General features: G+C 42.9%; 8 protein-coding genes. 4 read left to right on the top strand and 4 right to left on the bottom strand.

Annotation, left to right across the window (positions count from 1 at the left end; all coding sequences use genetic code 11):
* Positions 1-49: 49 nt before the first annotated feature.
* Together zipA and BW947_RS12365 are read right to left on the bottom strand one after the other, a co-directional pair.
* Positions 50-1,114 (bottom strand): cell division protein ZipA, encoded by a 1,065-nt coding sequence (gene zipA / locus BW947_RS12370; protein ID WP_076500012.1) that lies wholly within the window; start codon positions 1,112-1,114, stop codon positions 50-52.
* 23 nt (positions 1,115-1,137) lie between these two features.
* A complete protein-coding gene (locus tag BW947_RS12365) occupies positions 1,138-4,551 on the bottom strand; it encodes a chromosome segregation protein SMC (RefSeq protein WP_076500010.1) in 3,414 nt (1,137 codons plus the stop codon).
* A gap of 197 nt (positions 4,552-4,748) precedes the next feature.
* Here BW947_RS12365 and cysZ point away from each other — a divergent pair, with 197 nt between their 5' ends.
* Positions 4,749-5,528, top strand: coding sequence for a sulfate transporter CysZ (gene cysZ, locus BW947_RS12360; protein ID WP_076500008.1), 780 nt, complete (start codon positions 4,749-4,751; stop codon positions 5,526-5,528).
* Between the two features lie 110 nt (positions 5,529-5,638).
* On the opposite strand, the gene BW947_RS12355 is transcribed toward cysZ, so the two are convergent.
* Positions 5,639-6,760, bottom strand: coding sequence for a beta-ketoacyl-ACP synthase III (locus tag BW947_RS12355; RefSeq protein ID WP_076500006.1), 1,122 nt, complete (start codon positions 6,758-6,760; stop codon positions 5,639-5,641).
* A gap of 428 nt (positions 6,761-7,188) precedes the next feature.
* Here BW947_RS12355 and cysK point away from each other — a divergent pair, with 428 nt between their 5' ends.
* From cysK to BW947_RS12340, 3 genes are all read left to right on the top strand, one after another.
* Complete coding sequence (gene cysK / locus BW947_RS12350) at positions 7,189-8,157, top strand: cysteine synthase A (protein WP_076500004.1); 969 nt, start codon at positions 7,189-7,191, stop codon at positions 8,155-8,157.
* 343 nt (positions 8,158-8,500) lie between these two features.
* Positions 8,501-9,499, top strand: a complete 999-nt coding sequence (locus tag BW947_RS12345) for a TDT family transporter (protein ID WP_076500002.1) — start codon at positions 8,501-8,503, stop codon at positions 9,497-9,499.
* A gap of 813 nt (positions 9,500-10,312) precedes the next feature.
* Positions 10,313-13,204 (top strand): TonB-dependent receptor domain-containing protein, encoded by a 2,892-nt coding sequence (locus tag BW947_RS12340; protein ID WP_076500000.1) that lies wholly within the window; start codon positions 10,313-10,315, stop codon positions 13,202-13,204.
* 282 nt (positions 13,205-13,486) lie between these two features.
* Here the strand turns inward: BW947_RS12340 and focA are convergent, their stop codons facing one another.
* Positions 13,487-14,482: a formate transporter FocA gene (gene focA, locus BW947_RS12335; protein WP_076499998.1), complete on the bottom strand. Its 996-nt coding sequence runs from the start codon at positions 14,480-14,482 to the stop codon at positions 13,487-13,489.
* Positions 14,483-14,850 lie beyond the last annotated feature (368 nt).

The following is a 14,850-nucleotide window of genomic DNA, read 5'->3' as shown; positions in this document are numbered from 1 at the left end:
GCAATAAATGAGGCCGCAATTGCGGCCTCATTAATAAATTAATATCGTTTTAACAGTTGGCGCGAATGCGGTGTAAATAATCTTGCTTAGTAAACTCGCCCCAAGGTAAACGCTGACCATCAAGTACAACGGCATCGATATCATCTGCCAGTTGACGCGCAGAATTAAGCATAATAGAAAAATTCATTAAAGCGTCACCATAACAAGGTAAGGTCATAAAAAACACCACACCTTGAGTCGTAAACTGCTCCATGTTATCGGGATCGAACACGCCCGGCTTTAACATATTCGCGATCGAGAATAAGACTTCACCGTTACCTGCGTTATCCACATGACGATGGAAAATATTCATATCGCCATATTTAAAATTTAAGGTTAAGAAACATGGAAGTAGTTCAGCGCCGTTTAGTTGTAGGCCATCTTTTGCAACAACGTGTAAAACTAATACGTCACGTGGTTCGCCTAAACTTTCTTCAGCAACCGACTCAACAGCGGCAGGTTTTTGAACAACAGTTTCTTGAACAGCAGGTTCTTGAATCGTATCTTTATCATCGGACTCATCAAATAGAGCCGTTTGCTGCGGAGTTGTGCGCTTGGCATATTCTTGTTCTGCCGCCTTTTGCGCCACAATGGCAGCATGGGATTGACCCATTAACGGCGCTTGCGTATTAACAACCGGTTCTTGACGCGACACTTTCGGGCCACGGTGCGCTACAGGAGACTGTAAGCTAAAATCGCGCTGAGTTTGCATAGACTCGTGCTTAGCTTCAGTAGTTAACTCTGCTTTAAACTCTGGTTGAAACGCTGCCGATTTAGGCTCTAGCTTCACATCCGGTTTTAAATAAGGATTGACTGCTGGAGCATCATTATTAGGCGATAACTCACCCGCCTTGCGAACACGCACTGAGCCTATGCCATCGGCATCAAATCCTTCAGAATCGACTCGTTTAGGCTGTGGTTCGCCTGATTCCGATTGTTTTTTATAAAAATTGCCCATAGGGCTATCTTTTAATGATTTAGGTTGTTGTTTCCTGATAGACCAAAATCCGTGCACCAGCACAGCAACTATGGCGATGGCGCCTAAAACGAATAATACCAGTTGCAAATCTTCCATTGGTTACCCTGTTTTTCTTCTAGTTATCCAGCGTCGGCCATTGCCACCGCTTGCTCTATGTCTACCGCAACTATACGAGATACACCGGGCTCGTGCATAGTTACGCCTATGAGTTGATCAGCCATCTCCATGGTTATTTTGTTATGGCTGATATATATAAATTGTACGCTTTGTGACATTTCTTTCAGTAAGCGACAGAAACGTTCCACGTTGGCATCGTCTAAAGGCGCATCCACTTCATCTAACATACAGAAGGGAGCTGGATTCAGCCTAAAAATAGCAAATACCAATGATAAAGCGGTTAATGCTTTTTCTCCACCTGAAAGAAGATGGATTGTACTGTTCTTCTTACCCGGTGGCTGCGCCATAATGGTGACGCCGGTTTCCAGTAAATCATCATCGGTTAAGGCTAAATATGCCCGACCACCACCAAATACTTTAGGGAACAAGCGTCCGAGATCTTCGTTGACTGAATCGAATGTCGTCTTAAAACGGCTTCGGGTTTCTTTGTCTATCTTACGAATCGCTTCCTCTAGCGTAGCAAGCCCTTTATTTAAATCGTCATCTTGATGATCAAGATAAGATTTTCGCTCACTTTGCTGTTCAAATTCTTCGATCGCTGCAAGGTTAATGGCACCTAAGCGAATAATATCTTCCCGTATTTGATCTAAATCACGTTGCCAGCGGTCTGGATGAGCCTCAACCAGTAGGTTTTCAAGAATGTCAGATAATACAATTTGCTGTTCTTGTAAGGCTGCTAGCTGACTATTGGCCTGACCTTTTATACCTTCACGACGTAACTTTAACGTGCTCAGCTTTTGAGTCAAGCCCTCAAGCTTACCAAGTTCTTGTTTTTGCTTTATTCCTATACGATTTAATGCCTCAGTAAGAGAACTTTGTTGTTGCCTGACGTCTTTTAATCCTTGTTGCTGCTGATGCTGTTGCTTGAGTAATAATGCTAATTGCTCCGTCAACTGCACACTATTTTGCACACCATTCAATTGCGCAATTTGAGCCAGTTCAGCTAATAGTGCTTCACGAGAATGAATCAATTCATTAACGCGAACTTGCTGTAATTCAATTTGTTCCGTACTCACCGCAATGCGCATGGTTACTGCTTGCAGATTTACGGTTAGTGTCGATAGCTGACGCTCAACCTCAGTAATGCGTGTTTTTAATGTTTGATGACGCGCGCTATCGGCTTGAGAGTCTTGACTCAGCTGTTGCTGAATGTCGACACTTGCCTGCAGCGCCTCATCGAGTTCGACCTCTTGTTCAGTTAATAGTTCTAAATGTACAGACAAACTCTCAACTTCAACCACGCTGCGGCTTAACATAGCTTCGAGTTGATTCAACTGCTCTGCTCGCGCGGCTAATTGCTCAGTTAAGCCACTGAGCTGCATTGACTTAGTGGCTTTGTCTAACTGTAATTGATGATGTTTTTGCGCGCCGTCGGTCAATTGTTGTCTTTGCTGCTGTAACATTGCCGCAAGTTCAGTCATCGCAGCTTGCTGCTTATGCAAATCTTGTTGTAAATCGAAAATATTTTGCGCTAACTGAGCTTGCTCTTTACTGAGCTGTACCAGTGACTGGCCGCCCTCTATCTTGCTGATTAAAAAGCCTTGCCCCAGTAGATAACCATCGGCAGTGACTATCCGCTCATCGACTTTTAGTTTAGGTAGCAATTGCTTAGCCGCATGGATATCTGTTACCCACTTAAGGCCAGTTAACCAAGGCGCGAGATTGACCTTAGCCTGCAAAAACTCACTTTTGGTTGATTGCCCCAACGCCTGAAAACCTATTTCGGTTTCAACAACGCCTACAGGCAAGGTCAATAACCCATTCAAGGCCAGTTCGGCGGCAGTTTCCCAACCATTTTCAACGGTTAAACTTTGCCATAACTGCGGCTTATCGCTTTGTTGCTCCTGCTTTGCTAACCACTGTTCAACCAATTCATGGCGTGCTTTAGTCGCGGTTAATTGCTGCTGAATTTGTTCGGTGCTGTGGCGGGCTTCATCTAAGGCTTGCGTATTTGCACTTACCAAAGCTTCTTGTTGCTGGTTAGCCTCAATTTGCAGTGCAAGCGCATTGTGAAGACCGTCAATCTCCTGCTCAAGTGGTGCAATGTTCGATGGCAAATCACTATCCAGCAAGGCCGTGAGTTGTATTCGTTGTTCACTGCTTTGCTGCTGTTTTTGCTGTAATAATTGCTGCTGATGCGCTAACTGACTGCGGCGCAGCTCAAGCTGCAACTTATTTTGTGCAACCTCAACCGCCTGCTGACGCGCAACTTCAGTTTGCTGCTGGCTACGCTCTAGGCTCATTTCCCACTGGGATTGCAGCTCGTCGATGATTTCTTGCTGCTCATCATGCTGCGGCCCAAGCGAAGCAAGCTCAAACTCTAACCCACTAAGGCTCGCTTTATAGCCGTTGAGCTTGTCAGTATTTTGTAGGATTTGGTTTTTCACTTGGCTTAATTGGGTTTCAAGCTGGGCATCGCGCTGCTGTTGATTTTGTAATTGTTGTTCTAACTTGGCGATGTCGGTGCCGGTCAGATAATAGGCTTCGACCGCACGTTGTTCTTGCTCAGCTAATTGCGCAAGCTGTACTTGTAGCTCAGTTGTTTGCAGCTCATCGGTTTGCGCTAATGACTGCGCTGCAGCTTGCTGTACTTCGATGCTACTTATCTGCTCAGATAAGCTCGTCATTTGCGCTTGCAGCTCTTGATAACGCATCACCAGAAGTTCAGCATGGGTCTTACGTTCGGCCTGCTTCAGCTCGCGGTATTGCTTAGCAGCCGTCGCTTGTTGCGCCAACTTATCAAGCTGCTTACCTAGCTCACTGCGAATATCTCCCAAGCGTTCGAGGTTTTCACGGGTATGGCGGATACGATTTTCAGTTTCGCGGCGACGCTCCTTGTACCGAGAAATCCCTGCGGCTTCCTCAATAAAAGTACGTAAATCTTGCGGTTTTGATTCGATCAGTCGTGAAATCGTGCCTTGTTCAATAATCGCATAACTACGGGGGCCAAGGCCTGTGCCCATAAATAAATCGGTAATGTCCTTACGGCGACACTTTTGACCATTGAGAAAATACCAAGACTCGCCATCGCGGCTGACTTGGCGTTTAACGGCAATTTCTTCATAACTGGCATATTGACCCGCGAGGCGACCGTCTTTGTTTTCAAAAATGAGTTCAACACCCGCCATAGAGACAGGTTTGCGTGCGCTTGAACCGTTAAAAATCACATCGCTCATCGAATCGCCACGTAGATTTTTAGCCGAACTTTCGCCCAATACCCAGCGCACGGCATCAATTACGTTCGATTTACCACAGCCATTTGGGCCAATAATAGCGGTTAATGCCTGCAAAAAAGGAATTTTTGTGCTATCAACAAATGACTTAAAGCCGGCAAGTTTTATCTGTTTTAATCTCATGGTGCCAGTGATTACGTCTCTGAAGTTTGGCCTAAAAATGGCCTAAGTGGTGCAAATGCATTCTGTGGCTAACTTTAACAAAGCGAGCGGCATTTTGTAACGCTTTTTATTGAATTCATGCGGTTTTTAGCTTGTTATCTGACGATGAGTTGCTCACAATCGCAGTTATCTGTATCTCAACTTTTTGGAAAGACAATATGACACAGAAAACCACCGCTCCCTTCCCCGTTAAAAGTGGTGTTAACTACTTTTTTGATGGTTTTAGTTTAATCAAACGCAAGGGCTTACGGACTTTCGTATTTATCCCGTTAATGATTAATCTACTGCTATTTGCCGGCGTCATTTATGTAGCAATAGGCCAGCTAGATACGCTATTCACTTGGATGAATGCACAAATCCCTGACTATTTGAGTTGGTTAAATTTTTTACTCTGGCCGCTCGCCGTGACCACCATGCTGGTAATGCTCGCCTTTGTGTTTAGCTCAGTGATGAACTGGCTCGCCGCGCCGTTTAACGGCTTATTAGCGGAGAAAGTCGAGCAGTTATTAACCGGTAAGCCACTGAACACCGGCTCAGGTATCGATTTAATCAAAGATTTGCCACGTATTTTGGGCCGAGAATGGATAAAGCTTAAATATTATATCCCCCGGGCACTGGTATTTTTGTTGCTGTTTTTAGTACCGATGGTGGGACAAACGCTAGCACCGATTTTATGGTTCCTGTTTAGCGCTTGGATGATGGCGATTCAGTACTGCGATTATCCCTTTGATAACCATAAAGTCAGTTTTAAGGATATGCGCTTTGCGTTGAATCAAACCCGTGGTACCAGCTTTAGTTTTGGCGCCACAGTGACATTATTTTCGATGATCCCTATTGTGAACTTTATTGTGATGCCCGTTGCCATTTGTGGCGCGACTGCCATGTGGGTAGATAAGTACCGCGAAACCTATCGAAACGCCGCCATTGCGGCAGAGTAAGTGACGGATAAAATAACAAAAAAGCCTCAATTGAGGCTTTTTTATTTCTACACATTTTATTTATACTTTCTACACATAAAGTGAAAACTGTTTACGCTCGGTTCTGTGCATTAGCTCTTTTGTAAAATGATGCTGCCGATAGAATATCCCGCACCAAACGAGCTCAACAGACCTAAATCACCCGCTTTAAAGTCGCTAGAGTATTTATGAAACGCAATCACAGAACCCGCAGATGCAGTATTGGCGTATTCATCTAATACCACTGGCGCTTGTTCTGGTGACACATCGTCCCCTAACAGTTTTTTCACCACAAACTGATTCATATTGATATTAGCTTGATGCAACCATAAACGCTTAAAGGACTGCGGCGTTAATGCTTGTTCTGCCAGATGCTCATCCAGATGCTGATAAATCATCGGCAGCAATTCTTTAAACACTTTGCGACCTTGTTGATGGAACAGTTTGTCGGCTTGATGGGCAGCACTGGGATCGCAGCGATTCAAAAAACCAAAATTACTGCGGATATTGTTTGAATAATCCGTAAAACAGCGGCTTGAGAGGATTTTAAATACATTGTCCGACTGCGCTAAACTTTGCTCTTCTAACACTAACGCTGTTGCTACATCTCCAAAAATGAAATGGCTGTCACGGTCACGATAATTCACCTGCGCTGAACAAATTTCAGGGTTTATCACTAACACTCTTGAGGCTGAACCCGTGGCAATGGCATTCGTCGCCGCAACAATGGCAAACGTCGCCGATGAACAAGCCACCTGCATATCGTAACCGTAACCACGAGTGCCTAACGCACGTTGAATTTCAATCGCCATTGCGGGATAGGCGCGCTGCGTATAAGCGCAGGCAACAATCACTAAATCAATCTGCTCCGCCTTAAGATTGGCATTATTAAGCGCCATCAATGCCGCTTCAACCCCAATTTCAGCCTGCATGGATAACTCGTCGCTGCTGCGCTCTGGGATCAAGGGCATCATCACCTCAGGATCGAGAATACCTTCTTTCACCATCACATAGCGGTGCTTAATGCCTGAGGCTTTCTCAATAAATTCACTTGATGAGTAAGATAAAGCTGCCACATGGCCTTGCTCAATTGAGCCAGCATTTTCAAGATTAAAAATATCCACATAGGCGTTGAAACTCTCAACCAAGGCGGCATTTGAAATACTGTGGGGCGGCGTAAATAAGCCACTTCCCGAAATCACGACTTGTTTCATAGATGCTCCAAACGGGTGCTTGTTATAAGTTGAGCAGCAATAGCATCACTCGTAGGCACTGGCATGATCTTAATATGCTGCCATAATGTGCAACCTATGCTTGCTGCTATAATCGTTACTTTTTAGCTATTTGTGCTAAGTCTATCACGATTATTGAAGATTCTTATCTTGGAACTGTTGTCGACTAATCTCCCCCAATAGCCGTGTTCAGTAAACTAACGCGTACATCTGTCTGTTACTCTTTAAAATGCAACAATACTTTGTTATCGGTAAAATAATGGCACAGTATAAACAGGCTACCAATCAGGCTTAGCGAATAACAGCACATGCTTTAATAACTAAATAGCATAACGAAGAACAAACAATCACTTCTAAAAATACTACAGCCGATTATGATTCAATAGTGAAAACATAGGAGCAAGCAATCCATGAGCAAAATTTTCGAAGATAATTCATATACTATTGGTAATACTCCGTTAGTACGTTTAAACCGTGTTAGCCAAGGTAACGTACTGGCCAAAGTCGAAGCACGCAACCCAAGTTTCAGTGTGAAATGCCGTATCGGTGCCAATATGATTTGGGATGCCGAAAAAAAAGGCCTGCTCACTAAAGATCATGAACTGATCGAACCTACATCTGGTAACACGGGTATTGCGCTGGCCTATGTTGCAGCTGCTCGTGGTTACAAATTAACCCTAACAATGCCAAATACCATGAGTTTAGAGCGTCGCAAGCTGCTCAAAGCACTTGGTGCGAATGTTGTGCTGACAGAAGGCGCAAAAGGCATGAAAGGAGCAATTGATAAAGCTGAAGAAATTCGTCAATCAGCTCCTGAAAAATACATTGTATTACAACAATTTAATAACCCTGCAAACCCAGAAATACATGAAAAAACCACAGGTCCAGAAATCTGGAATGATACCGATGGTGAAGTAGATGTATTTGTTGCAGGTGTGGGTACTGGCGGCACTATCACGGGTGTAAGCCGTTACTTGAAAAGAGTAGCGGGCAAAACCATCACTACCGTTGCCGTTGAACCAACGGATTCACCTGTTATTGCGCAAACATTGGCAGGCCAGCCTATTCAACCTGGACCACATAAAATCCAAGGTATTGGTGCAGGCTTTATTCCTGGCAACTTAGATTTAGAGTTGATTGACCGTGTCGAAGCCGTCACCAACGATGAAGCCATTGAGATGACACGTCGTTTAATGGTTGAAGAAGGTATTTTAGCGGGTATCTCATCTGGCGCTGCGGTAGTGGCTGCCAATAAGATTGCTGCATTACCTGAGTTTGCGGGCAAAACAATTGTGGTTATTCTGCCATCAGCAGCAGAACGTTATTTATCTACCGTGTTGTTCCAAGGCCAATTTGGCGACGAAGAAAACGTGCAGTAATCGATACCTATCGTCCTTACCCCGCTCAGCTACGGCTTGGGCGGGGTATGTCTATTATTTCATTACGCAAACTCACACCTAAAGAATGTGCTAATTACACGACATCAAACAAAATAGTGCTCACATCAATAGCCTTAGCTTGAAGCACACACCTGCTATACAAATTGCTCATCCTCCATACGTTAGAAAAATCAGTTGCCACTCCTTCATAGTAAGAAAAATTTAATTTATGAATAACATTAATCAAATTTTCTTACCATTGATACCCTTAGTATAATCCCTATATCAAAACAGCGCTCCTATCGAAGCTATGTTAAGCCATTGGTATTGAGAGGGTTTTAAAATGACTTCAAGACGTAAACACTGGACATCACAGGCAGCTAAACTTCCCAGTCCTATTGCAGGACTCGCACTCGCTATTGCCAGCTTAGGTTGGACTTGGGAGAACATGACGCCTTCACTTAATGGCGCAGGTCAAGTCACTGGGGCAATCATTGCTTCCATTTTACTATTATTGCTCATGGGTAAATTTGTACTGCATCCAAATATTTTAAAAGAAGAGCTCAGCCACCCAGTGATTGGTAGCGTGATCCCTACTTTCGCCATGGGGCTGATGGTGGTATCTAAATCGTTGGGCGACTATTTTCCTAATACAGGCTTAGCATTATGGCTTACAGCCATCGCTATTCATCTGATCTTCTTAGGCGCATTTATCTACTATCGTGCCATTGATTTTAAACTCGAACACATGGTGCCCAGTTGGTTTGTGCCCCCTATTGGTATTATCGTCGCGGCGGTATCTTTTCCCGTATCGGATTACCAATGGCTAGTGAATGCTATTTTGATTTTCGGTATGTTGTCTTACTTAGTCATGCTGCCTTTAATGCTTTATCGGCTTATTTTCTGTCAAGCGATACCAGACGCGGCTAAACCCACTATTGCGATTCTGGCAGCCCCAGCGAGTTTGTCACTGGCGGGTTATCTGACGGTGTGCGAACACCCCTCGATTCCTTTAGTGGCCTTACTGCTCAGTGTCGCTATTTTGATGACTAGCGTTATCTACTTGGCTTTCTTTCATCTATTGAAATTACCTTTTAGCCCTGGCTACGCCGCATTTACCTTCCCAATGGTTATCGGAGCGACGGCACTTTTTAAAACCACAACCTGGTTAGCGCAATTTAGTAATATGGGTGAGTTAAGCGCATGGTTAAAATACTTAGCGGAATTCGAACTGGTGATCGCGACCTTAGTGGTTGTCTATGTCGCACTACGCTATTTAGCACACTACTTCCCGCTGCAATTTAAAACGATGGAAAAAACAGCAATATTAAGCAGCAAATAACTAACTTTAAGTAAGACTAATTCTATTTAATACTTTATCACTTGATAAACACGCTTGATGCAGCAATGAAAATGAGTGATTTATATTCATTACAGCATGTTATTACACATATGTTCATAATAATAAAATAATCACTCTACAGCCTTCATTATTAAATGCCTCTGGCGATAAAATAAAAACTCACCTCGACATCATTTAAAAACGCAATGACAATGTAAAATCAGACATTTAACAATCTAAAATGTTACAGAAAAATAAGAAGCAGCAACAAAAGAAAAACAAAAAACAGAGTATTAACTTAGCGCTATTACCGCCACTAAATAAGCATTAACTAATTTTTAAGGTCAATTTCAAGAACCAAAAATTCATTTTGCTTTACATTAAAAAACATATTGACCTGCATTTACAACATTGCATTTATGATGCCGTTATGGTTATATCCACCCAAAATTTAAATATGCTCCAAATTAATTAAAATCACAAATTTGGATATGTATTTACGCCATTAAAAATCAAACGATGTAATACCCAATCGTATTAAATATCTGTTCATTCAGCGGGAGTTCAACGCGCTTTAGACAAGGCACATTGTGGTGCTCTGTCGAAAGCCTTAAACGCAGTATAAAGCGGTTGCCATGCAGTTAAATCAGCCGCCCTTCTGGAGACTCACAGGCATCCCACTCCCGTGTTGCATTGACTTAAAAAGGAATAACCATTTCTGCGTCAATGCGCCTCGGATTGAAATACCTGTGAGGCTCTGAACTGATTCGATAGTTAATGTGATTGGTATAATATAAAGGTAATAAAATATACATGAATCCTACATTAGCAAAAGCAGTTCACTTTGCATTAATGGCTAACGCAGCAACTGCCGCTTTATCAACTTTTTCGGTATTTGCTGCTGAAAAAGAGGCGGTTTTTGAACGTATCGAAGTAACGGGTTCTCGTATTATTAGAGAGGGAGCCATGGCGCCAACACCCGTTACGGTTATCACTGGCGATGAATTGCTATCAACGGGTGTCACCAATATTGGTGAAGCGTTAAATCAATTGCCTGCACTGGGTAGCACGTTTTCTTTAGCCAATTCTGGACGTTTTATTGGTATTTCAGGATTAAACCTTTTAGACCTAAGAAGTATGGGCACCGACAGAACGCTGGTACTGGTAAATGGTAAACGTCATGTTGCCAGTTCTGCTGGGACCGCTTCTGTTGATATCAATACCATACCCAGTGTTTGGGTTGATAAAGTTGAAGTCATTACTGGTGGCGCATCGGCCATTTATGGTGCAGATGCCGTAACTGGTGTCGTCAATTTTATTCTAAAAAAGGATATTGAAGGACTCGATGTATCTGCCACTAAAGGCTGGGCTGACGATAATCCACATGCTAAAGACCGTTTGTCATTGTCTTACGGAACTAATTTCGACCAAGAACGCGGTAATGCGGCTTTTGCAGTAGAATACAGTGCTCAAAATCAATTAGAAGCATTTGATCGCGAGCAAACCTCAACGTCATTTACAAACTTTAAAAATACCCATCGTCCAATAGGACCCGATGGCAAGCCAATCGATTCTAATCACCCATCGGATCCTGATAAATATTACACACCTAATAGTGGCCCTTTTGTCATTAGTAATGCGGGAACATTCTTTTTAGATGGTTGGAAAACCTTTAATGCCGATGGTGCATTACGTGATGTGTATTCTGGTCCTAACGTAGACGGTATTAACTGTGTCGACTGTGATTATCTGAATATCAATCAATTTGTTGAGCTACAACCAGAATTTAAACGTTATAACATTAACTTCAAATCAGATTACCAATTCAACGACTCGCTAAACGGCTATTTCGAAGCGAAATATGTCAATAGTCAATCGACCAATGAAAGGCAGCCTGCACTTTTCTTTGGCAAAGTGAGCGATCCTCTCAAAAATAACGATATCAAAATCGATAATGCTTTTATTAGCCCAGAGCTCATCGCATTAATGAAAGCCAATAAAGATGCCAATGGCGATCCTGCGCCACTCGACAGCCTTAATATCAATCGTTTTATGACAGATCTCGGTCAACGGATAGAAGACGATACCCGTGAAACCCAGCGCTATGTAATGGGTCTTGAAGGATTAGTTTTTAAAGACTGGAATTACGATGTCTATGGCATTTATGGCCAAACAGATCTTGAGCGGGTCAATAAAAATAACCTCGTACTCGCCAACTACCAACATGCATTAGACTCAATCACTGTCGATGGTAATGCGGTATGTCGTGATGAAAATGCCAGAGCAGCAGGTTGTGTTGCCTTAGATATTTTTGGTTTTGGCAAACCAAGCCAAGCGGCGGTTGATTACGTCAACACCACTTCAACGGGAACCTCGGCTATTAAACAAACGGTTCTTGGTGGCTCAGTCACAAACTCAGCTTTGTTTGAACTGCCAGCAGGAGCTGTGGGGTTTTCAACGGGAGTGGAATATCGTAAGGAACAAAGTGAAATTTTTGAACCTACAAACGCACAAGGCACCTTCTTTAATGTTCTAGGTGAAGATAAAGGGGCCTTTGATGTCAAAGAAGTCTTCGCAGAAGTGAGCGTGCCCTTACTGACTGATTTACCGATGGTCCGTCAACTTGATATGGAGTTTGCAGTCCGCTTTGCAGATTACAGCACTATCGGCAATGCAACCACTTGGAAAGCGGGCCTAAGCTGGCAAGTCAATGATGAACTGCGTGTCCGTTCAACTTACTCTGAAGCCATCAGGGCACCAAATATCAGTGAGTTATATGGCGCCGCAAGTCAAAATTTTATCAAAGTTAATGACTCATGCAGAACCCAATACTTAAACGATTTAAGCACCCCTGATATACGTAAAGCTAACTGCGCTGCGTTAGGTATTCCAGCAGATTTTAACTCTGATTACGACTCACTAAGAATAGAAGGTGTGAGCAGCGGTAATCGCGATTTAGCCCCAGAGGAATCAACCAGCTATACCGTCGGATTCGCTTATCAGCCTAGTTTAATTGATGGTTTATCTATCACAACTGACTACTGGGATATCGCTATTAATAACGCTATCTCCTCGGTCAGTGCACAAAATATTATCGACCGTTGTGTTGATTCAACCGCAGGTATTAATAACGAGTACTGCGCATTACTCACACGCAATCCATCGACTCATGAAATATCCTCTATCAAACTGTCATCGCTCAATATCGCCGCTTTAGAAGCCGCAGGCATTGACTTTGATATCGGTTATCACTTTGAGGCACTAAAAGGTGATTTTCGGACTAATTTAATTGCCACCCGTTTACTCAAGCGTAAAAACTATTCTTTTCAAGATGATCCTGATGACTTTGAAGAATTAGCGGGAACATTAGGTTACGCGAAGTGGCAAGCTAACTGGTCATTGAACTATGCCATTGAGCAATGGAGCGCTAACTGGAGAACCCGCTTTATTGAAGGTGTAAGTCTCTACACTGATAAAGAACTGGCTCTTAATGCTAACCCAAGCAGCAATTTAGAATATGGCGATTATTTTATCAGCGATATCTCTGTTGCCTATGCTTTTGACTCAGGTGTGACGCTCAAATTTGGTGTTGATAACCTGTTTGACCGTGACTTACCCTACGGAACAACCGGTACAAGCGCAGGAGCTGCGGTATACGACAATGTAGGCAGATTCTTCCACACCACAGCAAGCTTTAAATTTTAATCTACGTTTTTAAGTTAAACGAACACGAAAAACGGCATCCTAAGATGCCGTTTTTTTTTATTAAAAAGTATTCAACATTTCCTATGAAAAATAGATTTAGCATCATTCTAAAACACCACTCAACTCGATCGCTTTATGCTTATACAATATCCATTTATCGACAACATTAACCATTATCACTTTTTACACTGCACTGGTATAAAACATCAATTTGCTAAAAAAATAAAAATGCCCAACTTTATGCTGGGCATTTATTATTACTCTACCGAGTAGCTTAAAAAACTACGAATGCTTAGTTATTTTACGCTCGGTTGAATGCTGAGTTGTTTCATCCTGCGTATAAGATGTTGATACCTTGTCATAGTGAGCTTTATGCGGCTCAGTTAAGGTTGTTTTACATTGCTCTATCCACCAATAACCTAAACCTACAACCACACCGCCACCAACAATATTCCCAAGCGTAACAGGGATCAAATTATTGAATACAAAGTTAGCCACGGTTAAATCGGCAAACTGTTCTTGAGTGACACCTAAGGATGCAAAAAATTCAGGGCTAGCGATAGCTTGGATAGTCATTCCCATAGGCACCATAAACATGTTAGCGATACTGTGTTCAAAACCACTACTAACGAACATAGCAACGGGTAAAATTAACAATAGCGATTTAGCCAACATGTCACGGCTCGAGAATGTCATCCACACGCCAAAACAAACCAACATATTACATAAGATACCCAGGCTAAATGCTTGGAGCCATGAGTGATGCAATTTATGTTGTGCCACTTTAAGCGCATTTAACCCCCAGTTACCGCCATCGAGTTCGTACATACCCGCGGCGGTGATTAAGCCCACCATTAACATGGCGCCAATAAAATTACCGGCATAGACACGGCACCAACATTTAAGTAATTCAGTCCCCGAGACGTATTTTTGTGCCCAAGCAACAGTGCTAAGTACAGAACTGGTGAACAGTTCTCCACCGCAAACAACCACTAAGATTAAACCTAAACTAAAAGCAATTCCCCCCACAAGACGCACTAAACCCCAAGGCGCATCACCAGCCCCAGTGGTCACGGTGAGGTAAAACACAAAGGCTAAGGCAATAAAGACACCTGCAAATACCGCTAAAGCAAAGGACTGTATCGGTGCTTTCGTCACTTTGCTCTTAGCGTAAATTTCTGCTTGGCTGTAACAACTTATAGGAGCAGAAACCTGCGGCGTATCATCTGCGCTGTTTGCCACCGTTGACACTCCTGCTGATGGATGTGGGCTTTTCATAGCATGACTCCAACGTTAGATAAACAAACTTGAATGCATCGCATGTGTATCTCCTGCGACACTATTGAGTGGATTTTAGGGATCGCTATCCTAATAATTGGCCGTAATAATCGCTTAAACTATGTGCTTAAATCATGATTCACTAAAGCCTCGCTTTGTACCATACAACGCCTTTAGACTGCGAAGCCGATATTGTTAAAGCGTGATGTCATTCACACCAAAAATATCAAAACTTTGAACTGCAGGTCAATAAAGGTTAATTGGTCTTACCAATGTTACGCTATTTCCAAACTCACCTGTCGCACTACCAAGCATGTGCGCGCACCAAGTTATGCCACTTTTATAATGACCGTTTAAGTGAACCTTCA

The sequence above is a fragment of the Shewanella morhuae genome, assembly GCF_900156405.1.
GTDB classification, from domain to species: Bacteria; Pseudomonadota; Gammaproteobacteria; order Enterobacterales; family Shewanellaceae; genus Shewanella; species Shewanella morhuae.
The sequence above is the reverse complement of the archived record's forward strand: the minus strand, read 5'-3'. Positions and strand labels throughout refer to the sequence as shown.

Coding starts and splice junctions, on each gene's coding strand:
- zipA (WP_076500012.1), bottom strand. CDS start 1,114: ATGGAAGATTTGCAACTGGTATTATTCGTTTTAGGCGCCATCGCCATA.
- BW947_RS12365 (WP_076500010.1), bottom strand. CDS start 4,551: ATGAGATTAAAACAGATAAAACTTGCCGGCTTTAAGTCATTTGTTGAT.
- cysZ (WP_076500008.1), top strand. CDS start 4,749: ATGACACAGAAAACCACCGCTCCCTTCCCCGTTAAAAGTGGTGTTAAC.
- BW947_RS12355 (WP_076500006.1), bottom strand. CDS start 6,760: ATGAAACAAGTCGTGATTTCGGGAAGTGGCTTATTTACGCCGCCCCAC.
- cysK (WP_076500004.1), top strand. CDS start 7,189: ATGAGCAAAATTTTCGAAGATAATTCATATACTATTGGTAATACTCCG.
- BW947_RS12345 (WP_076500002.1), top strand. CDS start 8,501: ATGACTTCAAGACGTAAACACTGGACATCACAGGCAGCTAAACTTCCC.
- BW947_RS12340 (WP_076500000.1), top strand. CDS start 10,313: ATGAATCCTACATTAGCAAAAGCAGTTCACTTTGCATTAATGGCTAAC.
- focA (WP_076499998.1), bottom strand. CDS start 14,482: ATGAAAAGCCCACATCCATCAGCAGGAGTGTCAACGGTGGCAAACAGC.